At 62.2% G+C, this 24,144-nt stretch carries 22 protein-coding genes; 8 read left to right on the top strand and 14 right to left on the bottom strand.

Annotation, left to right across the window (positions count from 1 at the left end; all coding sequences use genetic code 11):
- Window positions 1-244: 244 nt before the first annotated feature.
- Window positions 245-460: a 30S ribosomal protein S21 gene (rpsU, locus tag JOE27_RS14625; RefSeq protein WP_003255575.1), complete on the bottom strand. Its 216-nt coding sequence runs from the start codon at window positions 458-460 to the stop codon at window positions 245-247.
- Window positions 461-664: 204 nt separating this feature from the next.
- Here rpsU and tsaD point away from each other — a divergent pair, with 204 nt between their 5' ends.
- The gene (gene tsaD / locus JOE27_RS14620) at window positions 665-1,690 is read left to right on the top strand and encodes a tRNA (adenosine(37)-N6)-threonylcarbamoyltransferase complex transferase subunit TsaD (RefSeq protein ID WP_012316572.1); all 1,026 of its coding nucleotides are present in this window, start codon (window positions 665-667) and stop codon (window positions 1,688-1,690) included.
- Window positions 1,691-1,706: 16 nt separating this feature from the next.
- On the opposite strand, the gene plsY is transcribed toward tsaD, so the two are convergent.
- Window positions 1,707-2,276, bottom strand: coding sequence for a glycerol-3-phosphate 1-O-acyltransferase PlsY (gene plsY, locus JOE27_RS14615; RefSeq protein WP_012316571.1), 570 nt, complete (start codon window positions 2,274-2,276; stop codon window positions 1,707-1,709).
- Between the two features lie 74 nt (window positions 2,277-2,350).
- Here plsY and folB point away from each other — a divergent pair, with 74 nt between their 5' ends.
- Entirely contained in the window at window positions 2,351-2,707 is a 357-nt protein-coding gene (gene folB / locus JOE27_RS14610; RefSeq protein ID WP_009682799.1) for a dihydroneopterin aldolase, read from the top strand.
- A complete protein-coding gene (folK, locus tag JOE27_RS14605; protein ID WP_039602169.1) occupies window positions 2,698-3,207 on the top strand; it encodes a 2-amino-4-hydroxy-6-hydroxymethyldihydropteridine diphosphokinase in 510 nt (169 codons plus the stop codon). The genes folB and folK overlap by 10 nt, the downstream gene beginning before the upstream one ends.
- 56 nt (window positions 3,208-3,263) lie before the next feature.
- On the opposite strand, the gene JOE27_RS14600 is transcribed toward folK, so the two are convergent.
- From JOE27_RS14600 to JOE27_RS14550, 11 genes are all read right to left on the bottom strand, one after another.
- Window positions 3,264-4,376, bottom strand: coding sequence for a multifunctional CCA addition/repair protein (locus JOE27_RS14600; protein ID WP_204919034.1), 1,113 nt, complete (start codon window positions 4,374-4,376; stop codon window positions 3,264-3,266).
- A gap of 58 nt (window positions 4,377-4,434) precedes the next feature.
- Window positions 4,435-6,003 carry a SpoVR family protein gene (locus JOE27_RS14595; protein ID WP_204919032.1) on the bottom strand — a complete coding sequence of 523 codons (1,569 nt, stop codon included), beginning with the start codon at window positions 6,001-6,003 and terminating at the stop codon, window positions 4,435-4,437.
- Complete coding sequence (locus JOE27_RS14590) at window positions 6,000-7,271, bottom strand: YeaH/YhbH family protein (RefSeq protein WP_012316567.1); 1,272 nt, start codon at window positions 7,269-7,271, stop codon at window positions 6,000-6,002. The genes JOE27_RS14595 and JOE27_RS14590 overlap by 4 nt, the downstream gene beginning before the upstream one ends.
- A 176-nt stretch (window positions 7,272-7,447) precedes the next feature.
- Window positions 7,448-9,370, bottom strand: a complete 1,923-nt coding sequence (locus JOE27_RS14585) for a PrkA family serine protein kinase (protein WP_012316566.1) — start codon at window positions 9,368-9,370, stop codon at window positions 7,448-7,450.
- 281 nt (window positions 9,371-9,651) lie between these two features.
- Window positions 9,652-9,981 carry a thiosulfate sulfurtransferase GlpE gene (glpE, locus tag JOE27_RS14580; RefSeq protein ID WP_046787571.1) on the bottom strand — a complete coding sequence of 110 codons (330 nt, stop codon included), beginning with the start codon at window positions 9,979-9,981 and terminating at the stop codon, window positions 9,652-9,654.
- 15 nt (window positions 9,982-9,996) lie between these two features.
- Window positions 9,997-10,863, bottom strand: coding sequence for a symmetrical bis(5'-nucleosyl)-tetraphosphatase (locus tag JOE27_RS14575; protein ID WP_115273034.1), 867 nt, complete (start codon window positions 10,861-10,863; stop codon window positions 9,997-9,999).
- Window positions 10,863-11,243 (bottom strand): Co2+/Mg2+ efflux protein ApaG, encoded by a 381-nt coding sequence (gene apaG / locus JOE27_RS14570; protein WP_012316563.1) that lies wholly within the window; start codon window positions 11,241-11,243, stop codon window positions 10,863-10,865. The genes JOE27_RS14575 and apaG overlap by 1 nt, the downstream gene beginning before the upstream one ends.
- A gap of 159 nt (window positions 11,244-11,402) precedes the next feature.
- The gene (gene rsmA, locus JOE27_RS14565) at window positions 11,403-12,203 is read right to left on the bottom strand and encodes a 16S rRNA (adenine(1518)-N(6)/adenine(1519)-N(6))-dimethyltransferase RsmA (RefSeq protein ID WP_046787573.1); all 801 of its coding nucleotides are present in this window, start codon (window positions 12,201-12,203) and stop codon (window positions 11,403-11,405) included.
- Window positions 12,200-13,189, bottom strand: a complete 990-nt coding sequence (pdxA, locus tag JOE27_RS14560; protein WP_115273033.1) for a 4-hydroxythreonine-4-phosphate dehydrogenase PdxA — start codon at window positions 13,187-13,189, stop codon at window positions 12,200-12,202. The genes rsmA and pdxA overlap by 4 nt, the downstream gene beginning before the upstream one ends.
- Entirely contained in the window at window positions 13,186-14,505 is a 1,320-nt protein-coding gene (surA, locus tag JOE27_RS14555; RefSeq protein ID WP_046787602.1) for a peptidylprolyl isomerase SurA, read from the bottom strand. Before surA ends, pdxA begins: the two co-directional genes overlap by 4 nt.
- Window positions 14,486-17,296: an LPS-assembly protein LptD gene (locus JOE27_RS14550; protein ID WP_204919030.1), complete on the bottom strand. Its 2,811-nt coding sequence runs from the start codon at window positions 17,294-17,296 to the stop codon at window positions 14,486-14,488. Before JOE27_RS14550 ends, surA begins: the two co-directional genes overlap by 20 nt.
- A 130-nt stretch (window positions 17,297-17,426) precedes the next feature.
- Here JOE27_RS14550 and JOE27_RS14545 point away from each other — a divergent pair, with 130 nt between their 5' ends.
- The 3 genes from JOE27_RS14545 to JOE27_RS14535 are packed head-to-tail and all read left to right on the top strand — an operon-like array spanning window position 17,427 to window position 19,880.
- Window positions 17,427-18,446 (top strand): phosphotransferase, encoded by a 1,020-nt coding sequence (locus tag JOE27_RS14545; protein ID WP_115273031.1) that lies wholly within the window; start codon window positions 17,427-17,429, stop codon window positions 18,444-18,446.
- Window positions 18,443-19,114 (top strand): N-acetylmuramate alpha-1-phosphate uridylyltransferase MurU, encoded by a 672-nt coding sequence (murU, locus tag JOE27_RS14540; protein WP_204919026.1) that lies wholly within the window; start codon window positions 18,443-18,445, stop codon window positions 19,112-19,114. Before JOE27_RS14545 ends, murU begins: the two co-directional genes overlap by 4 nt.
- A gap of 1 nt (window position 19,115) precedes the next feature.
- Window positions 19,116-19,880: a TerB family tellurite resistance protein gene (locus JOE27_RS14535; protein ID WP_204919022.1), complete on the top strand. Its 765-nt coding sequence runs from the start codon at window positions 19,116-19,118 to the stop codon at window positions 19,878-19,880.
- Window positions 19,881-19,958: 78 nt separating this feature from the next.
- Here JOE27_RS14535 and JOE27_RS14530 read toward each other — a convergent pair whose 3' ends face one another.
- Window positions 19,959-20,954: an alpha/beta hydrolase family protein gene (locus JOE27_RS14530; protein ID WP_125924634.1), complete on the bottom strand. Its 996-nt coding sequence runs from the start codon at window positions 20,952-20,954 to the stop codon at window positions 19,959-19,961.
- Between the two features lie 95 nt (window positions 20,955-21,049).
- Here JOE27_RS14530 and JOE27_RS14525 point away from each other — a divergent pair, with 95 nt between their 5' ends.
- Window positions 21,050-23,437 carry a sensor histidine kinase gene (locus JOE27_RS14525; RefSeq protein ID WP_204919020.1) on the top strand — a complete coding sequence of 796 codons (2,388 nt, stop codon included), beginning with the start codon at window positions 21,050-21,052 and terminating at the stop codon, window positions 23,435-23,437.
- Window positions 23,438-23,444: 7 nt separating this feature from the next.
- Window positions 23,445-24,077, top strand: a complete 633-nt coding sequence (locus JOE27_RS14520) for a response regulator transcription factor (RefSeq protein WP_174142587.1) — start codon at window positions 23,445-23,447, stop codon at window positions 24,075-24,077.
- The last annotated feature ends 67 nt before the right edge of the window (window positions 24,078-24,144 follow it).

Raw genomic sequence — 24,144 nt, 5'->3', positions numbered from 1 at the left:
CAAGAGCTGCTAGGGGATGTGCGAGGGAATGTGTGCTCGTCGGTAGCCTCCAGGTAACCAGGGGCTCGTCAGTGAGGACGTGCACGACTGGTCGAAACCAGCTCTGACGTTTTGATGCGCTTTGCCCATTGCAGGTTGCGATGGACGCCTTGAACTAGCTGCTCAAGGTTGAAACAAACCGCTGCCATCGGCCCGGCGGTGAGCCGGGCAGGGCAGAAGCTTTGCGTAGAACGGCTGTACTGTATTAGTACAGACGAACGGCGCGGCGCTGTTCGCGCTGAACTTTCTTGGCGTGACGCTTAACAGCAGCAGCTGCTTTACGCTTACGCTCGGCGGTCGGCTTCTCGTAAAACTCGCGGCTACGAACTTCAGCCAGTACACCGGCTTTTTCGCAGGAGCGCTTGAAACGACGCAGAGCTACGTCGAAGGGTTCGTTCTCTTTAACTTTGACGGCTGGCATCCAGGGCTACCTTAATTCATTACCGGGGTAGACGTGCTCCTGGCAAAACAAAGGTGTGCTGGAGAACGTCGGTTTTCAAGGGTTGCGGATGTTAACCCTTAGCAAGCCGGAATGCAAAGCCTCTGATCGAAAACCGCTGGTCGGCACCCGGCACGGGGACTATCATGCGCGGCTTCGAAATCAGCCCCCACAAGGGACGAGCCCATGCTAGTACTGGGATTGGAAACATCCTGCGACGAAACCGGCGTCGCATTATACGACAGCGAACGCGGTTTGTTGGCCGACGCGCTGTTCAGCCAGATCGACCTGCACCGCGTGTTTGGCGGGGTGGTACCCGAGCTTGCCTCACGGGACCACGTCAAGCGCATGCTGCCCCTGATCCGCCAGGTGCTGGACGAGGCGGGCTGCGTGGCCACCGAGATCGACGCCATTGCCTACACCGCAGGCCCTGGCCTGGTCGGAGCGCTGCTGGTGGGTGCGTCCTGCGCCCAGGCTCTGGCTTTCGCATGGGATATTCCGGCGATCGGCGTGCACCATATGGAAGGCCATCTGTTGGCGCCCATGCTTGAGGAAAATCCTCCGCAGTTTCCGTTCGTCGCTTTGTTGGTGTCTGGGGGGCATACCCAGCTGGTTCGGGTCGATGGCATCGGCCAGTACGAGTTGCTGGGCGAGAGCCTGGATGATGCTGCTGGCGAAGCGTTCGACAAGACTGCCAAGCTGATCGGCCTCAATTACCCGGGTGGCCCGGAAATCGCTCGCCTGGCAGAACGGGGCGTACCGGGGCGTTTTGTGTTCCCGCGGCCGATGACCGACCGTCCGGGCCTGGCGTTCAGCTTCAGTGGCCTGAAGACCTTTGCCCTGAACACTTGGCAGCAGTGCCGCGATGCTGGTGACGACAACGAGCAAACCCGTTGCGACGTGTCCCTGGCGTTCCAGCAGGCTGTGGTGGAGACTCTGACCATCAAGTGCAAGCGCGCACTGAAGCAGACCGGCCTCAAGCGTCTGGTGATTGCCGGTGGCGTGAGCGCCAACAAGGCATTGCGTGCCTCCCTCGAGGACATGCTCGGCAGTATCAAAGGCAACGTGTACTACGCGCGTCCCCAATTCTGTACCGACAACGGCGCGATGATCGCCTATGCCGGTTGCCAGCGGCTGTTGGCCGGGCAGCAGCAGGACCTGGCGATCAGCGTGCAGGCGCGCTGGCCGATGGAGCAGTTGCCACCGTTGTAAGCCGCTTGCGTGTGCGTCAGAAGTGGCGTTCGCGCCCGGCGAACAGGTCGCGCAGGTTATTGCGGTGGCGCCAGACGATCATCACGGTCAGCACGCTGATCGGCAGCAGGGCCGCTGGCTCGCGCCAGGCCAGCAGTGGCAGGGTCAGCGGTGTGGCGATCAGCGCGGCCAGCGAGCTGGTGCGGGTAAGGTAGAACGTCAGCAGCCAGGCGGCGATGGCCAGTAGCGCGGCGGGGAAGTACAGGCCCATGAGCATGCCGGCCGCCGTGGCCACGCCCTTGCCGCCCTGGAAACGGAAGTACACTGGGAACAGGTGGCCGAGCACCGCGCAGACGCCTACCCAGGCCTGCTCTTGCAGGTCGAGCCCGGCCAGGCGTGCCAGCATTACGGGCAGCAAGCCCTTGCACAGGTCGCCAAGCAGGGTCAGGATCGCCATTTTGCGGCCCGCCAGGCGTAGCATGTTGGTGGCGCCGGCATTGCCCGAACCGCAGGAGCGCGGGTCCGGGCTGCCCGAAAGGCGGCTGAGGACGATGGCGAAGGACAGCGAGCCGAGCAGGTAGGCGAGCAGCGCCAGTAACCAAAACATGCTAACTATTCCGGGCGAGGACGCCCTGATTCTAACGGCGCCAGTCGCCCTTGTCGTGCTGTGGAGAGAAGTGCTTGGACAGAGTGTTCATCGAAGGCCTGGAAGTCGATACCGTCATCGGTGCCTATGACTGGGAACGGGATATTCGCCAGTGCCTGCGCCTGGACCTGAGTTTCGCCTGGGACAATCGCCCGGCAGCGGCTGGCGATGATCTGAACCTGGCGTTGGACTATGCCAGTGTTTCGGCGCGTATCCAGGCCTTTGCCGAGCAGGCGCGTTTCGAGCTGGTGGAGACGTTCGCCGAGCGGCTGGTCGCGGCCCTGATGGAAGAGTTCCACATCCCTTGGGTGCGGCTCAAGCTGACCAAGCCGGGTGCGGTCCCTGCGGCCCGAGGCGGTGTTGGCGTGGAGATCGAGCGCGGATGTCTCTGAGCACGGTTTACCTGGGCCTGGGCAGCAACATCGATCGCCATGCGCACCTGTGCGCAGGGCTCGATGCATTGGCGGCGATCCTCTGTGACATGCGTTGTTCTCCGGCGTTCGAAAGCCAGGCTGTGGGGATCAAGAGCGGCCCATTCATCAATTTCGTGGTGACGGGCAAGACCGACCTTGGGTTGATGGAGCTGGACCGCCGGCTCAAGTTCATCGAGGCTGACAATGGCCGCTACGCGCCCGACCGCAAGGGCCTGCCGCTGGATATCGATGTGCTGATGTATGACGATCTGCATGGCACGTTCGATGGGCTGGTGTTGCCCAGGGCCGAGATTCTGAAGAACGCTTTCGTGCTATGGCCGTTGGCGCTGCTGGCGCCTGAGCTGGTGCATCCGGGAGAGGGTAAGAGCATGGCCCGGTTGTGGCAGGAGGCCAATATCGACCAGGTGTTGGCGCCGGTCGCGTTTGAATGGCGCGGTTTGCAGCTTACCAGCGTCTGAGCCGGGGTGATCGCTGCTCGTACTGGCCCCTTCACGGGTAGGTACGAGCAGTTGGATCAGTTTTCGGCATTGGCCTTGTAGGCCTTCAGTGCCTCCAGGCGCTGATGCTTCAGCGCCTCCCCCAATGCCTGCCCGGTCAGCCCTGCTTCCACCAGGGGCTTCGCCTCTACCGCCCTGGCGGCCGCTGCCGCTGCGCGCAGGTAATCCGCCTGTGGATAAGCCTGTGCGCTTCCTTGGGCAACCATCTGGCACACGGAAATGAAATCCTCGAAGCGTTGTGGTCGCCGATACACGTCGAACTTCTGAAGCAATGCCAGCATGTCTTCTGGCTCCAGCTGCAAGGCCCTGTGGCCGTTGCTGGCGCATTCACCCACCAGCATGGCCAGTTCCTGGCATTCACGCGGCGCCTTGAAGCGCTGGTTGAGCGCTTTGATCGAAGCTGGCTCCAGGCTATGCAGCAGGCAGGCCCAGCGAATGTGCAGTGGCTGATGATGTTTGGCTGCTTGCGTGAGTGCCGCCAGCGCAGCTGCATCTCCCTCAAGCTCAGGCATCAGTTGTTTCAGAGCTGCACAGTCGCTCAGCACGTTGATGAACACCTGTGGCTCATCTTCCATCAGCGCTCGCTCGATCTCTTTCCAGCTGCGTTCAGCCGTCAGCGCCTGCAGTTCGCCAGAAGTCGCGATCTGCTTCATCAGCTCCAGTGTTTCATCGGCGACCCTGAACCCCAACGGCGCATAGCGTGCGGCAAAGCGGGCAACACGCAGTACGCGCAAGGGGTCTTCGGCGAATGCCGGGGACACATGGCGCAGAAGGCGTTGCTCAAGATCGGCCCGACCGTGAAAGGGGTCCAGAACGTTCCCCTGATCATCCTCGGCCATGGCATTGATGGTGAGGTCGCGACGGATCAGGTCTTCTTCGAGGGTCACCTCGGGGCTGGCGTGGAAGGTGAAACCGCCATACCCGCGCCCGCTCTTGCGCTCGGTACGCGCCAGGGCATATTCCTCGCCCGTCTTGGGGTGCAGGAAAACCGGGAAGTCAGCGCCAACTGGGCGAAAGCCCTTGGCGTGCATTTCTTCGACGCTGGCACCCACCACCAGCCAATCGATGTCACTGACCGGGCGCCCGAGCAGGCGGTCGCGTACGGCGCCGCCGACTTTGTAGATTTGCATGTGCAGCCTCCATTACTGCCCACAGGATACCCTGTCGGCAGCAATGGTGGTGTGCAGGCTAGAGGTGATGGATGACGGCCAGGTCCATGCGGCCGTAGTCGCCGGCTTCGCCATGCTCGCCACGCGGTGGCATGTGGTGGGTCTTGACCACTTGATCGCCTTGCACGGTTTCCAGGTGGATGTCGAAGCCCCAAAGGCGGTGCAGGTGCTTGAGCACCTCCTCGGTGGAGTCACCCAGCGGTTTGCGGTTGTGTTGCTGGTGGCGCAAGGTCAGGGAGCGGTCGCCGCGGCGGTCGATGCTCCAGATCTGTACGTTGGGTTCGCGGTTGCCCAGGTTGTACTGGGCCGCGAGTTGCTCGCGTATCGCCCGGTAGCCAGCTTCGTCATGGATCGCAGGCACCAGCAGGTCGTCGCGCTGGTCGTCATCCAGGATGCTGAACAGCTTGAGGTCGCGGATCACTTTGGGAGACAGGTACTGCAGGATGAAGCTCTCATCCTTGAAGCTGCTCATGGCGAACTTGATGGTCGACAGCCAATCACTGCCGGCGATGTCCGGGAACCAGCGGCGATCTTCCTCGGTAGGGTTTTCGCACATGCGGCGGATGTCGGTGTACATGGCGAAACCCAGGGCATAAGGGTTGATGCCGCTGTAATAAGGGCTGTCGAAGCCGGGCTGGAACACCACACTGGTGTGCGACTGAAGAAATTCCATGATGAAGCCGTCGGTAACCAGGCCCTCGTCGTACAGGTCGTTCATCAGGGTGTAGTGCCAGAAGGTCGCCCAGCCTTCGTTCATGACCTGCGTCTGGCGTTGGGGGTAGAAGTACTGCGCGATCTTACGCACGATACGCACCACTTCGCGCTGCCAAGGCTCGAGTAGCGGGGCGTGTTTTTCGATGAAGTAAAGGATGTTTTCCTGCGGTTCGGCGGGGAAGCGCGCATCATCGCGGTCGCCGCCTTTCTCTGCGCCTTTGGGAATGGTGCGCCACAGGTCGTTGATCTGGCGTTGCAGGTGCTCCTCGCGCTCCTTCTGGCGGCGCCGCTCCTCCTCGGCGGAGATCGGGTAGGGGCGTTTGTAGCGGTCCACGCCGTAGTTCATCAAGGCGTGGCAGGAGTCGATCAGGTCTTCGACAGCATCGATGCCGTGGCGCTCTTCGCACTGGGCGATGTACTGCTTGGCGAACACCAGGTAGTCGATGATCGAACTGGCATCGGTCCATGTGCGGAACAGGTAATTGCCTTTGAAGAAACTGTTGTGGCCATAGCAGGCGTGGGCAATCACCAGTGCCTGCATGCACATGGTGTTTTCTTCCATCAGGTAGGCGATGCAGGGGTCGGAGTTGATCACGATCTCGTAGGCCAGGCCCATCTGGCCGCGGCTATAGGACTTCTCGGTGCTGAGGAACTGTTTACCGTAGGACCAGTGGTGATAGCCCAGCGGCATGCCGACGGAGGCATACGCGTCCATCATCTGCTCGGCTGTGATCACTTCGATCTGATTGGGGTAGGTGTCCAGGGCATAACGTTCGGCCAAACGGCCGATTTCCCGATCGTAGGTCTGGATCAGCTCGAACGTCCACTCGGACCCGGTGGAAATGGGTTGGCGTCTCTGTTCTCTGGCGCTCATGTGGCTAACCTGCGCTGGAAGAGTTCACGGAAGACCGGGTAAATGTCACCGGCCGAAACCAACTGCTGCTGGGCGAACGTGTCGGGGAAAGCCTCGCCGATACGCTCGTATTCGTACCACAGCGCCTGATGCTCGCGGGGGGTGATCTCCACGTAAGTGTAGTACTGCACGTGCGGCATGATCTGTTTGGAAAGGATCTCACGGCAGATGGGCGAGTCGTCGTTCCAGTTGTCGCCGTCGGAAGCCTGGGCGGCATAAATGTTCCAGTCACTGGCCGGGTAACGTTCGGCCATGATCTCCTGCATCATCTTGAGTGCACTGGAAACGATGGTGCCGCCGGTCTCGCGGGAATAGAAGAACTCTTCTTCGTCCACTTCGCGGGCACTGGTGTGGTGGCGGATGAACACCACCTCGATGCGGTCATAGTTGCGCTTGAGGAACAGGTACAACAGGATGAAGAACCGCTTGGCGATGTCCTTGGTGGCCTGGGTCATCGAGCCGGACACGTCCATCAGGCAGAACATCACGGCCTTGGAACTGGGGTTGGGCTGCTTGACCAGCAGGTTGTACTTGAGGTCGAAGGTATCCAGGAACGGCAGGCGGTTGATACGGGCCTTGAGCCGCTCGATCTCTTGCTCGACCTCCTGGATGTCGGTGAAGTTGTCGGGCTCCTCGACTTTCAACCGGGCCAGTTCCTTCTGCGCCTCGCGCAGCAGTGCGCGGCTGCTGCCGGTCAAGGCGATACGCCGGGCATGGGCCGAGCGCAGGGTGCGCACGATATTGATGCGCGACGGGTTGCCTTCGTTGGCGATACCGGCGCGCACGGTCTTGAAGGTGTCGGCACCGGTCAGGTGGCGTTTGACCAGGTTGGGCAGCTCGAGGTCTTCGAACATGAACTCGAGGAACTCTTCCTGGGTGATCTGGAAGACGAAGTCGTCCATGCCCTCGCCGGAGTTGCCTGCCTTGCCGCGGCCACCACCGCCGCCACCGCCCTGCGGCCGGGCGATATGTTCGCCAGCAGTGAATTCCTTGTTGCCCGGATGCACGATGGTCTGCTTGCCGCCGCGGCCATGGTGCAGCACCGGTTCGTCGATATCACGTCCCGGGATGCTGATCTGCTCGCCGTGCTCCATGTCCATGATGGAGCGACGGCTTACGGCCTCTTCGACGGCTTTCTTGATGTGTTCACGGTAGCGCCGCAAGAAACGCTGGCGGTTGACCGTGCTCTTGTTCTTGCCGTTCAGGCGTCGGTCGATAACGTAGCTCATGGTCCCTCCGGTGACTGGATGCAGCTGCAACTGCAAGCCACAAGCTTCAAGCCACAAGCTTCAAGAAAGAGCAGCCAGCGCTGCTGCAGGCTGTGGCGTCGGGTTTGAACCGAGCGCGCACAACTTGCAGCTTGCTGCTGGCGGCTTGGAGCTTGCTGCAGGGGCAGCTTGCCGCTTTATTGCGATTTCCTGACCCGCAGGTACCATTCCGACAGCAGGCGCACCTGTTTATCGGTGTAGCCACGCTCCACCATCCGCGTGACGAAGTCGTTGTGTTTCTGTTGATCTTCTTTGCTGGCCTTGGCGTTGAAGCTGATGACTGGCAGCAAGTCTTCGGTGTTGGAGAACATTTTCTTCTCGATCACCACCCGCAGCTTCTCGTAGCTGAGCCAGCTTGGGTTCTTGCCGTTGTTGTTGGCACGGGCACGCAGTACGAAGTTGACGATCTCGTTGCGGAAATCCTTCGGATTGCTGATGCCAGCCGGTTTTTCGATCTTTTCCAGCTCTTCGTTCAGGGCAATGCGGTTGAGGATCTCGCCAGTTTCCGGGTCGCGGTATTCCTGATCCTGGATCCAGAAGTCGGCGTACAGCACGTAGCGGTCGAAGATGTTCTGACCGTATTCGCTGTAGGACTCGAGGTAGGCGGTCTGGATTTCCTTGCCGATGAACTCGATGTAGCGTGGCGCCAGGTATTCCTTCAGGTAGCGCAGGTAGCGTTCACGCACTTCCGCCGGGAATTGCTCCTGTTCGATCTGCTGTTCCAGCACATAGAGCAGGTGCACGGGGTTGGCCGCCACTTCGTGCGGGTCGAAGTTGAACACCTTGGAGAGAATCTTGAAGGCAAAACGCGTGGACAGGCCGTTCATCCCTTCATCGACACCCGCAGAATCGCGGTACTCCTGGATCGATTTGGCTTTCGGGTCGGTATCCTTGAGGTTTTCGCCATCGTAGACACGCATCTTGGAGTAGATGTTGGAGTTTTCCGGCTCCTTCAGGCGTGAGAGCACCGTGAACTGGGCGAGCATCTTGAGCGTATCGGGTGCGCAATGGGCCTTGGCCAGCGAACTGTTGACCAGCAGTTTGTCGTAGATCTTGATCTCGTCGCTGACGCGCAGGCAGTACGGCACCTTGACGATGTAGATCCGGTCGATGAACGCCTCGTTGTTCTTGTTGTTGCGGAAGGTGTGCCACTCCGATTCGTTGGAGTGGGCCAGCAGGATCCCGGAATAAGGGATCGCGCCCAGGCCTTCGGTACTGTTGTAGTTGCCTTCCTGGGTGGCGGTCAGCAGCGGGTGCAGGACTTTGATGGGCGCCTTGAACATCTCGACGAATTCCATCAGGCCCTGGTTGGCCCGGCAAAGCGCGCCCGAGTAACTGTAGGCGTCGGCATCGTTCTGCGGGAATTCCTCGAGCTTGCGGATATCCACCTTACCGACCAGGGCCGAGATGTCCTGGTTGTTTTCGTCGCCTGGTTCGGTCTTGGCGATAGCGATCTGGTTGAGGATCGAGGGGTACAGCTTGACCACCCTGAACTTGCTGATGTCGCCACCGAACTCCTGCAGGCGCTTGGTGGCCCATGGCGACATGATGGTGTTCAGGTAGCGCCGCGAGATGCCGTACTCTTCTTCGAGGATGGCGCCATCTTCAGTGGCGTTGAACAGGCCCAGCGGCGACTCGAAAACCGGCGAGTCCTTGATCGCGTAGAAAGGGACCTTTTCCATCAGCTGCTTGAGCTTTTCGGCCAGCGACGATTTGCCGCCACCCACCGGGCCCAGCAGATAGAGGATCTGTTTCTTCTCTTCAAGGCCTTGGGCGGCGTGGCGGAAGTAGGAAACGATCTGGTCGATGCACTCTTCCATGCCATGGAAGTCGGCAAAGGCCGGATACCGGCGGATCACCTTGTTGGAGAAAATGCGCGACAGTCTGGAGTTGCTTGAGGTGTCGATCAGTTCCGGCTCGCCGATGGCCAGCAACAGCCGTTCAGCCGCCGATGCGTAGGCACTGCGATCCTCTTTGCACAGCTCGAGGTACTCCTGCAGCGAGAGTTCTTCCTGGCGCGTAGACTCGAAACGTTGTTGGAAGTGGCTAAAAATACTCATGACGTCACCTCGCTCGATACGTGGAGACGACGCCGGATCAGTCAGCTGATGCTGGCATGCAACCGGGCTTGCCGATTGCTGTATACCCCCCAGAACACCCTGTAACGCTACCGATGACCCGCACGCCGGTGTACCGGCTCTCCCCTTTTTTGGATGGCCTGCGCTTAAGAATAGTTGGTTATCCGCAAGGTCAAGGGCAAGCGGCGCAGAAGTTGTCGGCGACCGTTCGTCAGGTGAGGCGCGAGCCCGCGTGGGGCGCGGGCTGGAGTGGAATTAAAAAATTATTCTGGGGTGCCTTGCGCGGTCTCGTCCGGGTAGGTGGTGCGCCACAGCTCGAAGCCGCCATCGACGCTGTAAACGTCGGAAAAACCTTGGCCGACCAGGTACGCGGCCGCGCTCTGGCTGGAGTTGCCGTGGTAGCAGACCACCAGGGTCGGGGCATCCAGGTCGGCATTGCGGATGAAGTCGGCAACCGAATGATTGTCCAGGTGCCGGGCGCCGGCGATGTGGCCGGCGGCATAGGCCTGCGGGTCGCGAATGTCGACGACGACCGCACCTTGCGCGCGCAAGGCCAGGGCCTGCTCGGGAGGGATGCGTTTGAATTCGCTCATGGGTAGGGCTTTCCTTCAGGGCTGATCGTTAAGTTTAGTCGGTTGTGCCGGCGGGCGCAGGGTGCCGTCGTCGGCGCAGTCGCAGCGCAGGTATTCACCGCTGTCGACATTGTAGAGGGTCATGGTGCCACCCCATACACAGCCCGTATCGAGGGCGATGATGCCGGGCTCCTCGACGCGCCCTTCGAGTGCGGCCCAGTGGCCAAAGATGATCTTCACATGCCGCGAGCGGCGGTCCTTGTGCGCGAACCAGGGCTTGTAACCTTTCGGTGCCGTGCCCAGCCCTTCCTTGCTCTTGAGGTCGAGCTTGCCTGTGCCAGTGCAGAAGCGCATGCGGGTCAGGTAGTTGGTGATCACCCGAAGGCGCTCGACGCCGCTGAGGTTCTTGCTCCACTTGTTCGGCTCGTTGCCGTACATGCCATCGAGGTACAGCTTCAGGCGCTCGTCATCGCGCAGCACCTCCTCGACTTCGCCAGCCAGCTCCAGGGCTTTGCCCAGTGTCCACTGGGGGGGGATGCCAGCGTGCACCAAGGCAATGCCGCGCGGCTCGTCATAGTGGAGCAGCTTCTGTTGGCGCAGCCAGTCGAGCAGTTGATCGGCATCTGGCGCCTCGATGATTTCGCGCAGGGTATCGCTTTTCTTCAGGCGTTCGACATTTTGCCATGCAGCCAGCAGGTGCAGGTCATGGTTGCCCAGCACGCAGGTCAGCGAGTGGCGGATCGAGTAGAGGTAGCGCAGTGTCTGCAGCGATTCAGGCCCGCGGTTGACCAGGTCACCGACCAGCCACAGGCGATCCACAGCCGGGTCGAACTTGACGCGCTCCAGCAGGCACTTGAGGGGTTGCAGGCAGCCTTGCAGGTCACCGACGGCGTAGGTAGCCATCAGTGCAGGGCCCCCGGCACCGCCAGGCGGAAGGGGGCAATGTCGGCCTCGAAGCGTTTGCCGTCCTCGGCGAACATCTGGTAGCTGCCCTGCATGGTGCCCACGCGGGTGCTGATCACTGCACCGCTGCTGTACGTGTGGCTCTGGCCCGGCTCGATGGTCGGTTGTTGGCCGATCACACCTGCGCCGCGTACCTCCTCCACTTCACCATCACCGTTGGTGATCAGCCAGTGTCGAGACATCAGCTTGGCTTTGATCGAGCCATTGTTCTGCACTGTTATGGTGTACGCGAATGCAAAGCGATCGCTTTCGGGGTCGGATTGGTCTTTCAGATAGCGGGTCACGACGCTGACGTCGATCTGGTAACGGGGATCGGACATGCATGGGCCTTGGTCAAACAAGCGAATACGGCGATACATGCAGTCTAGGCCATTGGCGGGGGGGAGGGCCAGTGGTGTCGGGGAGGGAGGGGGCTTTAAAGTCTTGGGCTGTGGCAGCGTCTTCGCAGGTTGCCCGCGAAGACGCCGGTGCCAGCGCTGTCAGGCTTGCTGGTCTGCCAGCTGGTCTGCCAGGCGTACGAATGCGGCCAGGTCCAGCTGCTCGGGGCGCAGGCTGCCATCCACGCCAGCGGCCTCGATGGCCTGGCTGTCGAGCAGGCCTTTGAGGGTATTGCGCAGCGTCTTGCGGCGCTGGTTGAAGGCTTCGCGCACGACGCGTTCCAGCAGCAGGTGGTCCTTGGCCGGGTGCGGCAGCACCTCATGCGGTACCAGGCGTACGATGGCCGAGTCCACCTTCGGCGGCGGGTTGAACGCACCTGGGCCTACGTTGAACAGGTGCTCGACCCGGCAGTGGTACTGCACCATGATCGACAGCCGGCCCCAGTCACCGCCGCCAGGCCCTGCGGCCATGCGCTCGACCACTTCCTTCTGCAGCATGAAGTGCATGTCGCGAATCAGCCCGGCGTGGCTGAGCAGGTGAAAAATCAACGGCGTGGAGATGTTGTAGGGCAGGTTACCTACGACTTTGAGGCTGCGTGCCGGCACGCCCAGCTGGTTGAAATCGAACTTCAGGGCATCGCCCTGGTGCAGGCGGAAGTTGTCGCGTCCGGCAAACTTGTGCTGCAGGATCGGCACCAGGTCTTTGTCCAGCTCCACGACGTCCAGCTGTGCGCCGCTGCCCAGCAGGCCCTCGGTCAGGGCGCCCTGGCCCGGGCCGATCTCCAGCAGGTGTTCGCCGGCTTTGGCATTGATGGCGCGCAGGATGCGGTCGATGATGCCAGCGTCATGCAGGAAGTTCTGACCGAAGCGCTTACGCGCCCGGTGTTGATAATGCTCGTTCATGGTCGGTTCTCGGCCATCTGGTAGGCGGTTTCCAGGGCGACGCGCAGGCTGCCGGTGTCGACGTTGCCGGTACCGGCAAGGTCCAGGGCGGTGCCGTGATCGACCGACGTGCGGATGATCGGCAGGCCCAGGGTCACGTTGACTGCAGCGCCGAAACCTTTGTACTTGAGTACAGGCAGGCCTTGGTCGTGGTACATCGCCAGCACCGCGTCGCAGTGCTCCAGATATTTGGGGGTAAACAGGGTATCGGCCGGCAGCGGGCCGCGCAGGTCCATGCCTTCGGTGCGCAGGCGGGCCAGTGCCGGTTCGATGATGTCGATTTCTTCGCGGCCCAGGTGGCCGCCTTCGCCGGCATGCGGGTTGAGCCCGCAGACCAGGATGCGTGGGTTGGCGATGCCGAACTTGTCGCGCATGTCGGCATGCAGGATGCGGGTAACCCGCTCCAGGCGCTCAGGGGTGATAGCGTCCGCGATGTCGCGCAGTGGCAGGTGCGTGGTTACCAGCGCCACGCGCAGGCCATGGGTCGCCAGCATCATCACGACCTGGGCGGTGTGGGTCAGCTCTGCCAGGAATTCGGTATGGCCGGAAAAGGCGATGCCGCTTTCGTTGATCACACCCTTGTGCACAGGGGCCGTGATCATCCCTGCGAAATGCCCCTCAAGGCAGCCTTGCCCGGCCCGCGTCAGGGTCTGCAGGACAAAAGCCGCGTTGGCCTTGTCCAGCATGCCCGGCACCACGGGGGCGGCCAGGGGAGTATCCCAGACGTAGAGGCTACCTGCCGGCGCCGGCTGGTCAGGCCACTGGCCCGGCGCTACCGCAAGCAGGTTGACGGCCAGCCCCAGCTGCGTGGCCCGCTCGGCGAGCAGGTCACGGCTGGTGATGGCGATCAGGGGGTGAGGCTGGGGCTCGGCGGCGAGCAGCAGGCACAGGTCGGGGCCTATGCCAGCCGGTTCGCCGGGAGTGATGGCGAAGCGCAGGGGCTTCACTGTGCGGCCTGGTCAGCGCCAGGCAGCTTGATTTCAACGTAGGCTTCGTCGCGGATCTGGCGCAGCCAGGTCTGCAGCTCTTCGTCGTACTTGCGGTTACGCAGTACGTTCATTGCCTGCTGCTCGCGTGCCTGTTCGGTGCTGTCGGTGGCACGACGGCCCAGCACTTCCAGGACATGCCAGCCGTACTGGGTCTTGAACGGTTTGGTCACGACACCCTGCTGGGCGTTGGCCATCTGCTCGCGGAACTCCGGTACCAGGCTGTTCGGATCGACCCAGTTGAGGTCACCGCCGTTAAGCGCTGAACCCGGGTCTTCCGAGAAGCTTTTCGCCAGCTCGGCGAAGTCTTCGCCGTCCTTGATCCGTTCGTACAGGCGCTCAGCCAGCTGCTCGGTGGCGGCTTCGCTGCGGATTTCGCTTGGCTTGATCAGGATGTGGCGTACATGCACTTCGTCACGCAGCACGTTTTCGCTGCCGCCGCGCTTCTCTTCGAGCTTGATGATGATGAAGCCGCTAGGGATGCGCAGTGGCTGGGTGATGTCGCCCGTGGCCATGCTGCTGAGCAGCTTGGCAAATTCCGGCGGCAACTGGCCAGCTTTACGCCAGCCCATCTCGCCACCTTCAAGGGCGTTCTCGCTGGCCGAGTTGGCAATCGCCATCTGGCCAAAGTCAGCGCCCTGGCGCAGTTGCTGGTACACGTCACCGACCTTGCGCGCAGCCTTCTGGATGTCGTCCGAGTTGGCGCCTTCCGGGGTTGGGATGAGGATGTTGGCCAGACGGTAGTCTTCGGACATCTGCATCTTGCCCAGGTCCGAGGCGAGGAAGTTTTTCACTTCCTGCTCGGAAACCTGGATGCGCTCGGCCACACGGCGCTGGCGCACGCGGCTGATGATCATCTCGCGTTTGACCTGCTCGCGGGCGTCGTCGAACGACAGGCCGTCGCGGGCCAGCGCGGCGCGGAACTGGTCCAGCGACATGCCATTGCGCTGGGCAATGGTGCCGATGGCCTGGTTGAGTTCCTCGTCGGTGATGCGGATGCCCGAACGTTCACCGATCTGCAGCTGCAGGTTCTCGACGATCAGGCGTTCCAGTACCTGCTGCTCCAGCGCGCTGGTCGGCGGTACGCCGCCGCCGCGCTTGGCGATGGTTTGCTGAACCTCCTGGACGCGCTGGTCCAGTTGGCTTTGCATGACCACGTCGTTGTCGACGATGGCCACCACACGATCCAGGGGTTGCACCGCGGCATGCACCGCGCCACTCAGCAATACAGCGCCCAGCAACACTGGGCGCAGACGATCAATAAGCTTGGTCTTCACGTGTACGGTAACCTTGAATGCCTTCGTCGAGGAACGATTCGACCTTGTTGCCTACCACACCACCGAGACCTTTGAGCACGATCTGAAGGAAGATGCCGTGGTCGCCTTTCTCGTTCTGTGGGGTAGCCTGGCTGAAGTCGTCGTAGTCGATCCAGTAGCGGTTGATCAGACGCAGTTTCCAGCAGCAGTTGTCATACTCGAAACCGCCCATGGCTTCCAGGGTGCGGTTGCGGTTGTAATCGTGCTGCCAGCGGGCGATCACGCTCCATTGCGGCACGATCGGCCAGATGACCGAGAAGTCGTGCTGCTGGATCTTGTAGTAATCCTTGATGTAGTTCGCGCTGCCCGGCGTGCCATAGTCGCCGCCGCCCACTTTCCAGGTACCGGTGGTGGAGTCGTAGGCGATGGTGTCGTTGCGGTAGCGATAGCCCAGGTTGACGACCTTGTTCGGGTTGTCTTCCGGCTGGTAATGGAACATCGCGGCACCCGAGCGTGGGCTGCTGGTTTCCGGGTCCCAGTTGTAGTTGGCGTTGAAGCGCCAGTCGCGGTTGAAGCGGTAGCCGTACAGCAGGGCGTAAGGCGACACATCTGCCTGCGAGTCGGTGCGGGTACGATAGTCGATGCCTGGCAGCTGGACCTTGCGGTCCTTGAAGTAGTAAGCCTGGCCAACGCTCAGGAACTGGCGTTCGAAGCCGTTTTCTTCGATCCACCGCGTGGTCAGCCCCAGCGACAGCTTGTTCTCGTCACCGATGCGGTCGGTGCCGCTGAAGCGGTTTTCACGGAACAGGGAGTCGTAACTGAACAGCGTTTCACCCGTGTCGAACAGCGGGATGTCCATCTGGTCTTTGTACGGGACGTAGAGATAGAACAGACGCGGTTCGAGGGTTTGACGGTAGTTGGTGCCGAACAGCGAGGTGTCGCGGTCGAAGTACAGGCCGCTGTCTACGCTGAAAATCGGGATGTCGCGGCTCTGGCTGCTCGAGAAGTCACCGCGCAGGTCGCGTGTGGCTTGCTCGGCATCGGCAAGGTCACTTTTACCTTCGCTGTCCAGGTCCAGATCGTAGTTGGTGTACATGTAGGTCAGCTTCGGCTTCACGTAGCCGTAGCTGGCCTCCATCGGCAGGCTGATGGCCGGCGCGATGTTCAGGCGGTTACCGTTGGCCCTTGCCAGGCCGAAGATGTTCTCGTCAAGACGCTGGCCGTCGCGACCGGCAGTAGTGTCCAGCTGGCCATCTTCGTTGAAGACGGGGCCGTTCTTCAGGTCGCGATCAAAGCGCACGGCTTCGGTCTTGTAGCTGAAGTCGAAGCCACCCGGGTGGTACGGCAGCATGCCGTTCAGGGTGATTTGAGGCAGCTTGTTATATGGGGTGATCTTCGAGATGGTGGCCATCTCGTAGGCCTGCAAGTTCAGGCGAGCCTGGTAGCTGTCGCCGCGATAGGTCAGTGCGCCTTGCTGGTTCAGCGCATCTTTGCTCTCGACGCCGATCTGGTCAGACTCCAGGTCCTGGAAGTAGAACGGGTCGCTGATGTCGGTGTAGTCCACCTCGGCCAACAGGCGCTCGTCCAGGCCACCTTTGTGCTGCCAGTTGACCATCCAGCGCTGATCTTCGTAATCAGTCTGCTCTTTGCGATCGTCGTTCTTGTCATTCAGGTACGCGCCGCCGAGCTGGCCTTCGCTGGACTTGGTCAGGTAGCGGAATTCGCCTTCCATCAGCAAGCCACGCTTGGTCATGTAACGCGGGTACAACGTGGCGTCGTAGTTGGGCGCCAGGTTGAAGTAGTACGGCGTGACCAGCATGAAGCCGGTGTCGCTGGTGCTGCTGAACGACGGTGGCAGGAAGCCGGATTGGCGACGGTCGTCGATCGGGAAATAGATGTACGGTGTGTAGAACACCGGGAAATCCTTGACCCGCAGGGTGACGTTGGTCGCGGTACCGAAGCCGGTGGCCGGGTTCAGGGTGATGTTGTTGCCCTTGAGCTGCCAGGCGTTGCTGCCCGGTTCGCACGTGGTGTAGGTACCATCCTTGAGGCGGATGATGGCGTTCTCGCTACGCTTGGCGTACAGGGCGTTGCCGCGGATGTGCGACTTGTGCATCACGTATTCGGCGTTGTCGACCTGGGCTTCGCCCGTGTCGAGCTGGATCTGCGCCTCGTCGCCCACGACCAGCGAGCCGTTGTCGCGAATCCTGACGTTGCCCTTGAGCTCGCCACGGTTCTCGGCCTGGTACAGGTTGGCCTCATCGGCTTCGGCCTGCATGCTGCCTTGGCGCATGACCACGTCACCGGCGAGGGTAGCGATCTGCTGCTCCTGCTGGTACTTGGAGACCTTGGCGTTGATGTAGGTCGGCGATTCGTCCTTGGGCGTGGTGTCGGCCATGCCTGGGCGAGTCGGCTCGATGTACGCGCCACCGCAGTACGGGCCGGTTTCGGCCAGCTGGGCAGCGGTGAGCTTTTCGCGCGGGACCCAATCGAGATGGCTGTAATCCTCGCTGCGCGACTTCAGGCCACGGCCTTTGCTCTCGGTGACCAGCACCGGCTTGTCAGCACTTTCGGCCTCGGCCGATGGGGCCTCGGTGCCGGAAGTGAGCGCAGCGCCGTCATGCACTGGGCGCGGTGGCAAGTTGTTGACTGGGCTCTTGGGCTTGCAGTCCCAACCACCGGAGGCGGACACTTGGCAGTCGAACTGCTCGGCTGCTACCACGTACGAGGTGGCAAAAGATTGCAGGGCCAGCAGACCGCCGGTGACCAGCAACGGAAACTTTCTACGAAACGCGGGGGATTTCAATGCCATCTTATTAGTCCGGGCTTCCTGCGTGCCATCTGCCCGCGTGTGGGGCCGCACGCCTCTCGATGGTCTGAAAAAGATGCTGGATAATAAAGCATGACCCGCTTGACGGCTAGGGCCGTCGGAGACCCTTGTAATGCCTGACCACGATGTACGCCTGCAACAACTGACTGTCTGGCTCGCCGAGCAGCTCAATGTTCTTTTCCGCAACAACGCCTGGGGCGAGGTGCCCGAAGGCAGCCTGACCGCCGCCAGCAGCGATGCGAGCTTTCGCCGTTACTTCCGCTGGCAGGGCGCAGGCCACAGTTTTGTGATCATGGATGCGCCGCCGCCACAGGAAAACTGCCGCCCGTTCGTTGCCATCGACCATCTGCTGGCCAGTGCGGGCGTGCATGTACCGGTGATTCATGCCCAAGATCTGGACCGTGGTTTCCTGTTGCTGGGGGATCTGGGCCATCAGACATACCTCGACATCATTAACCCGGATAACGCCGATGCATTGTTTGCCGACGCGATCGACGCCCTGCTGGCGTTCCAGCGCCTGCCGATGGAAGCGCCGTTGCCGAGCTATGACGACGCCTTGCTGCGCCGTGAGGTCGAGCTGTTCCCCGAGTGGTATGTCGGGCGTGAGCTCGGCCTGGCCTTCAACGAGGCGCAGCAGGCCAGTTGGCAGCGCATCAGCCAGTTGCTGATCGACAGTGCCCTTGCCCAACCCAAGGTGCTGGTGCACCGCGACTACATGCCGCGCAACCTGATGCAGAGCGAACCGAACCCGGGCGTGCTCGACTTCCAGGACGCGGTGTACGGTCCGGTCACCTATGACATTACCTGCCTGTTCAAGGACGCTTTCCTCAGTTGGCCACAAGCGCGAGTCGAAGGCTGGTTGCGCAACTACTGGGACAAAGCGCAAGCCGCCGGGATCCCGGTTCAGCCGTCGTTCGAAGATTTCCAGCGCGCCAGCGACCTGATGGGTGTGCAGCGCCATCTGAAGGTGATCGGCATCTTCGCGCGTATCTGCCACCGTGACGGCAAGCCGCGCTACCTGGCTGATGTGCCGCGTTTCTTCGCCTATATAGACGAAGTGGTCGGCCGTCGCCCTGAACTGGCCGAGCTCGGCCAGTTGATCGCCGAACTCAAGGCCGGAGCGCGTGGATGAAAGCGATGATTCTCGCCGCAGGCAAGGGCGAGCGCATGCGCCCGCTGACCCTGCACACGCCAAAGCCGTTGCTGCCCGTGGCCGACCAGCCGTTGATCGAATACCACCTGCGTGCGCTGGCGACAGCCGGTTTTACCGACGTGGTGATCAACCACGCCTGGCTTGGCCAGCAGATCGAAGATCACCTCGGCGATGGCAGCCGCTTCGGCCTGAGCATTCGCTACTCCCCTGAGGGCGAGCCGCTGGAGACGGGGGGCGGCATATTCCAGGCATTGCCTTTGCTGGGCGACGCCCCGTTCCTGCTGGTCAATGGCGATGTCTGGACCGATTACCCGTTCGCGCGCTTGCGTGCACCGCTGCAGGGCCTGGCGCATCTGGTGCTGGTCGATAACCCTGGCCATCACGGGCGGGGCGACTTCCGCCTGCAAGGTGGGCAGGTGGTGGACGGTGACGAGACCCCTGGCACCCTGACCTTCAGCGGCCTTTCAGTGCTGCATCCAGCCTTGTTCGCAGGTTGCCAGGCGGGGGCCTTCAAACTGGCGCCACTTCTGCGCCAAGCCATGTCGGCAGGCAAGGTGACCGGCGAGCACTACCGTGGCGCCTGGGTCGATGTCGGTACCCAGGAGCGCCTGGCCGAGGCCGAACGCCTTATACGCGAGCGTGCCTGAGATGTGGTGGCCAGGCACGGTAATCGGGCTAGGCGCGGGTTTCGCTGTCGCCAGCATCCCTGGCGCGCTGCTGGGGGCATTGCTTGGCCAAGCCATGGATCGGCGCCTGCGTGTGCAGAGCTGGGAAGACATGCGCGAACGGTTGGGAGGCCGGCCGGCCCTGCGTGACGAGGAGTTGTTGTTCGTCCTGCTTGGGCGGCTGGCCAAAAGCGATGGGCGAGTGGGTGAACAGCATATTCAGCAGGCGCGCCAGGAGATGGTCCGGCTGGGCCTGGCCGAGGCCGCCAGGATGCGCGCGATTGCCGCCTTCAACCGCGGCAAGGCGGGCAAGGACCGATTGGCCCACCACCTGCGTCGCATTCGCTTGCAGCCACATGCGGCCGAGGGCACGTTGCGGGCGTGTTGGCGTATGGCCTGGGCTGACGGCAAGGCCGGGGATCATGAGCGGGAACTGCTGCTGGACTGGGGGCAGAAGCTGGGGCTCAGCCGGCGCCAGGTGCAGGCCATGTCGCTGGAATATGAGCCACGCAAAATGAGCACGGCCAGTAGCGTCATGACCTATGCGGCTGCGCTGCGCTTGCTGGGGATAGATGCCGATACGGAAGGCGACCGGGTCAAGCAGGCCTATCGCCGGCTGGTCAGCCGGCACCATCCGGACAAGCTGGCCGGGAGCGGTGCCAGTGAAGCGCAGCTCAGGGAGGCGACCGAACGCACTCGAGAGCTGCACCAGGCTTATGCGTTGATCCGTAAACGGCGGGGGCTCTAAGGCCCCTGTCACCGGCAAGCGGCGCTGTACCTGTGGCAGCCAGCCTGCTGGTGCAACGGCCGGAGCTGGCCCGTCACTTCATTCCTGCGGGCTCATCCACCCCCTGGCCCGGCGGAACAACTGTTCCTGTTCCGCGCTCTTGTTCCCCGGCATCGCAATCAGCGAAAGCTGCTTGTACTGGCTGTCTTTCTGGCGCTTGCTGGCCTGCAGGCGTTGCATGGCGGCATTGCGGTCGCCGGTGCGGGTTGCGTAGTAGATATCGGCAGTCGGCACTTTGAGGGTAGGTGTCAGGCTTTCCAGGTCGTGCTCGACCCTTGCCGGGGTCTGCGCGGCGATCATCACCAGCTTCTGTACCTGCGGTGGTTGCTTTTCGCCCAGGTAGCGGGCTGCCCAGTAGGCGCCGCTGCCATGGCCGATCAGCACGATGCTGCGTGAGTTCTGTTGCTGAGCGTACGCCACCGCAGCATCCAGGCGCGCGAAGATGCGTTCGGCATCAGCCTGATCGTTCTGTTCGCTGGCCTGTTCGGCATCGGTGCTTTCTGCCGTGTCGGCATCCGCCGCAGTAGCCTGGGCCACGTTGGCGTTGGCATCGACGGGGGTTTCCTTTGCCGGTGCGCTCTCGCCCTGCTCTGGCTGCGGTGCGGCAGCTGGCGTGGCCTGGACCCGTGCCTGTGGGCTATCGGCGAGCAGGTCGGGCAGGCTCATGCTGAGGCTGTTCCAGCCGGCGTCAGGGAACTTGCGTCGCAATGGGCCGACCGCATTGGGCCAGTCGGCGGTTTCTCCGGCGCCAGGGACGATGATCACCGTGCCTTGCGGGTCGCTGTCGTTGGCTGGTTTCCACAGGGCCAGGAAGCTGTCGGACCCGGCTTCCAGCGTTTGCTGCTCGGCTTTGGGCAACAGGCGTTCAAGGGCCTGCGCATCTTCCTGGCTACGCTCCAGCAGCGGTGGGCGTGGCGCAGGTGCGGCGGCAGCCTCTGCGGTTGCTGGTTTTTCGGCGTCGGCGGCCAGGGCACCAAGTGGTAGGAGCGAGGCAAGGCAGCACATTGCCAGCGTCGTGCGATAAAGTGTGAACATGAATCAACCCAAGGCCAGAATGATACCGGCAGCCTAATAGTATTTGCCCGCGACGGCCATGCTGCATGGCCGCCCTTGCCAAGACGAGCGTGTAGATGAAGCGATTGCGTCGCCTGTTGGTTATCGGCTGCTTGTGGCTACCCTTGATTGCCTTGGCAAGGCCTGAGGCAGCACCTGCGGTGGTACTCGAACCTGCCCAGCAGCAATGGCTGGACACCCATCGCAGCCTGCGGGTCGGCCTGGTGCTGCAGGCGCCCTATGCCCAATTCGACCGCCGTCTGCAGCAACTCTACGGGGCCAATGTCGAGCTGGTGAACTGGCTGGCGCAGGCGCTCAAGCTGGACCTCACCTGGCGTAACTTCACTGACCAGGCCAGCCTCGAACACGCCCTGCAGGCGGGTGAAATCGACTTTGCCCCGGGCCTTACACAAACACCGGCCAGCTTGCGTCTGTGGTTGTTCAGCGACCCCTATATGCGTGTGCCGCAACTTGTGGTGGGGCCGCGGACCGGTGCGTTGGCCGTCGAGCTGGAAAAGCTTGAAGCCAACGAGCGTGTGGCTGTACGCATGCCCAGCGTGCTGGCCGATTACCTGCGGGGCAATTACGCCAATCTCAACCTGCAAGGTGTGCCCAACGAGCGCCAGGCCTTGCAACTGGTGGTAGGGGGCCAGGCCAGCTACGCGGTGCTGGATGAAGCCCAGCTCAGCCGGTTGTCCCGTGAAAGCGAGTTCGGTGACCTGGCAGTGCTCGGCGATATCGGCCTGCCGCAATTATTGCGCGTGGGTTCGCGGCGTGACTGGCCGTTGCTGGCCGATGTGCTTGAACGGGGCCTGCAGGCCATGCCCGCCAAAGAGCTGGAGCAACTGCATCAGCGTTGGTTGCAGCCCAAATACCCGCGTCTGAGCGAATCCACCGGTTTCTGGCAAAACCTTGCGTTGCTGTTCGGCATGTTGCTGCTGTGTGCCGGGGCCACCCTGGTGTGGCAGCGCCGCCAGCAGCGCAAGCTCGAGCGTAGCCTGCTGGCGGCGCGGGAGCACCTGGCTGAGCGGCAGGTGCGCGAGGAGGCACTGCGCCTGAGCCAGTTCGCCATCGACCAGAGTACGGTGGGCATCCTCTGGGTCAACTGGGACAGTCACGTGCGTTACGCCAACCACGCGGTGGGGCGCATGCTGGGTTATGCCGAGGCGGCGTTGCTGGAGCGTCCGCTGAGCGACTTCGAGCCGAACCTGAGCATGGACCGCTGGCTGCAGTTGTGGCGGGCCGCGCGAGCCGGGGAGGCCGGGGCTCGGCAGTTCGAAACCCAATGCCTGTGCGCCGACGGCAGTCTGTTGCCTGTTGAGTTGTCGTTGAGCTTCCTGCGCTTTCGCGATGCCGAGTACCTGGTGGTGTACCTTGCCGATGTCACCGAACGCCACCGCGCCCTGGCGGCGCTGCGTGAAAGCGAGGCGCGGCTCAAGGGTATTGCTGGCAATGTGCCGGGGCTGGTGTTCCGTTTGGAACCCGCACCAGCGGAAGGGGACCCGGAGTTCCCCTACATCAGCGAGGGCAGTGAGGCGTTGGTGGGTTATACGCCCGCGCAGATCCAGCACCCGCAGATGGGCTTGCGCAATCTGGTCCACCCGCAAGATCGTGCTGACTACCACCAGGTGCAGGACTTGGCCATTGCCAGCGATCAGGACTGGTCCTGGCAAGGGCGAATCCTCACCCGTGAAGGTGAGCAGCGGTGGGCCGACATCAAGGCCAGTACCCGCCGCCTGGCCAACGGCCGGGTGGTCTGGGACGGTATTGTCTGGGACATTACCCAGAGCAAGCGCGCGGAGCTGGCGCTTGCGAGGTCCCAGGAGCAACTGCGTGAACTGTCGGCACACCTGGAGAGCGTGCGCGAGGAAGAAAAGGCCCGTATCGCCCGCGAAGTGCACGATGAACTGGGGCAGATGCTGACCGTGCTCAAGCTTGAAGTGTCGATGTGCGAACTGGCTTTTGCCGAGCTTGACCCTGCGCTGAACGAGCGCCTGGCCAGCATGAAGCGCCTGATCGCTCAGCTGTTCCAGCTGGTGCGCGATGTGGCAACGGCGTTGCGCCCGCCGATCCTGGACGCCGGTATCGCCTCGGCCATCGAATGGCAGGCACGGCGCTTCGAAGCGCGCACGCAGATCCCCTGCCTGGTGCAGGTACCGGATAATCTGCCAGCATTGAGCGATGCCAAAGCTATCGGCTTGTTCCGTATCCTGCAGGAGGCTCTGACCAACGTCATGCGCCATGCAAAGGCGCACAGTGTCGAGGTAGAGCTGGTGCGCGAGGGCGAAAAACTGCGTATGACGGTCAGTGATGACGGTAGCGGGTTCTGCCTGGACCAGCCACGGCCAACCTCGTTCGGCCTTGTGGGGGTGCGTGAGCGGGTACTGATGCTCGGTGGCAGCATGGTGTTGAATAGCGAGCCAGGTGAAGGCACCAGCCTGAGCGTGACCATAGCGTTGGATTAGGAGAACGATCGTGATTCGAGTGCTGGTGGCCGAAGACCACACCATTGTCCGCGAAGGCATCAAGCAGTTGATCGGCCTGGCCAAGGACATGCAGGTGGTGGGGGAGGCCGGTAATGGTGAACAGCTGCTGGAAACCCTGCGCCACACCGCCTGCGAAGTGGTGTTGCTGGATATCTCGATGCCCGGTGTCAGTGGGTTGGAGGCGATTGCGCGGATCCGCGCGCTGCACAACCCGCCGGCGATCCTGATGCTGTCGATGCACGACGAAGCGCAGATGGCCGCGCGCGCGCTCAAGGCCGGCGCTGCCGGCTATGCCACCAAGGACAGTGACCCTGCTTTGCTGCTGACCGCAATCCGCCGAGTGGCCGGCGGCGGGCGCTACATCGATCCGGCGTTGGCCGACCGCATGGTCTTCGAGGTTGGCCTGACCGAAACTCGGCCGCTGCATACTCTGCTGTCGGAGCGCGAGTTCTCGGTGTTCGAACGCTTGGCTCAAGGTGCCAACGTCAACGATATCGCTCAGCAGCTGGCGCTCTCCAGCAAGACCATCAGCACCCACAAGGCGAGGTTGATGCAGAAACTCAAGGTCAACTCGCTGGCTGAACTGGTGAAGTACGCCATGGAGCACAAGCTGGTATGACCGTTCTGTTTGCGACATAGGTTATCTGCCAGGCACCGCTTTCCCGCTGGCTGGCTGAGACTTGCAT

Origin of the sequence: Pseudomonas sp. M5, from assembly GCF_016907075.1 — a bacterium.
GTDB lineage: Bacteria > Pseudomonadota > Gammaproteobacteria > Pseudomonadales > Pseudomonadaceae > Aquipseudomonas > Aquipseudomonas putida_E.
The sequence above is the reverse complement of the archived record's forward strand: the minus strand, read 5'-3'. Positions and strand labels throughout refer to the sequence as shown.

Excerpts from the sequence above, each read along its gene's own strand:
- JOE27_RS14600 (WP_204919034.1), bottom strand. The coding sequence starts at position 4,376 with ATGCAAATCTACAAAGTCGGCGGCGCCGTACGCGACCGCCTGCTCGGG.
- folK (WP_039602169.1), top strand. The coding sequence starts at position 2,698 with ATGTCTCTGAGCACGGTTTACCTGGGCCTGGGCAGCAACATCGATCGC.
- tsaD (WP_012316572.1), top strand. The coding sequence starts at position 665 with ATGCTAGTACTGGGATTGGAAACATCCTGCGACGAAACCGGCGTCGCA.
- JOE27_RS14590 (WP_012316567.1), bottom strand. The coding sequence starts at position 7,271 with ATGAGCTACGTTATCGACCGACGCCTGAACGGCAAGAACAAGAGCACG.
- murU (WP_204919026.1), top strand. The coding sequence starts at position 18,443 with ATGAAAGCGATGATTCTCGCCGCAGGCAAGGGCGAGCGCATGCGCCCG.
- plsY (WP_012316571.1), bottom strand. The coding sequence starts at position 2,276 with ATGTTTTGGTTACTGGCGCTGCTCGCCTACCTGCTCGGCTCGCTGTCC.
- JOE27_RS14585 (WP_012316566.1), bottom strand. The coding sequence starts at position 9,370 with ATGAGTATTTTTAGCCACTTCCAACAACGTTTCGAGTCTACGCGCCAG.
- rpsU (WP_003255575.1), bottom strand. The coding sequence starts at position 460 with ATGCCAGCCGTCAAAGTTAAAGAGAACGAACCCTTCGACGTAGCTCTG.
- JOE27_RS14530 (WP_125924634.1), bottom strand. The coding sequence starts at position 20,954 with ATGTTCACACTTTATCGCACGACGCTGGCAATGTGCTGCCTTGCCTCG.
- JOE27_RS14525 (WP_204919020.1), top strand. The coding sequence starts at position 21,050 with ATGAAGCGATTGCGTCGCCTGTTGGTTATCGGCTGCTTGTGGCTACCC.
- JOE27_RS14550 (WP_204919030.1), bottom strand. The coding sequence starts at position 17,296 with ATGGCATTGAAATCCCCCGCGTTTCGTAGAAAGTTTCCGTTGCTGGTC.
- apaG (WP_012316563.1), bottom strand. The coding sequence starts at position 11,243 with ATGTCCGATCCCCGTTACCAGATCGACGTCAGCGTCGTGACCCGCTAT.
- glpE (WP_046787571.1), bottom strand. The coding sequence starts at position 9,981 with ATGAGCGAATTCAAACGCATCCCTCCCGAGCAGGCCCTGGCCTTGCGC.
- JOE27_RS14545 (WP_115273031.1), top strand. The coding sequence starts at position 17,427 with ATGCCTGACCACGATGTACGCCTGCAACAACTGACTGTCTGGCTCGCC.
- JOE27_RS14595 (WP_204919032.1), bottom strand. The coding sequence starts at position 6,003 with ATGAGCGCCAGAGAACAGAGACGCCAACCCATTTCCACCGGGTCCGAG.
- rsmA (WP_046787573.1), bottom strand. The coding sequence starts at position 12,203 with ATGAACGAGCATTATCAACACCGGGCGCGTAAGCGCTTCGGTCAGAAC.
- JOE27_RS14535 (WP_204919022.1), top strand. The coding sequence starts at position 19,116 with ATGTGGTGGCCAGGCACGGTAATCGGGCTAGGCGCGGGTTTCGCTGTC.
- JOE27_RS14575 (WP_115273034.1), bottom strand. The coding sequence starts at position 10,863 with ATGGCTACCTACGCCGTCGGTGACCTGCAAGGCTGCCTGCAACCCCTC.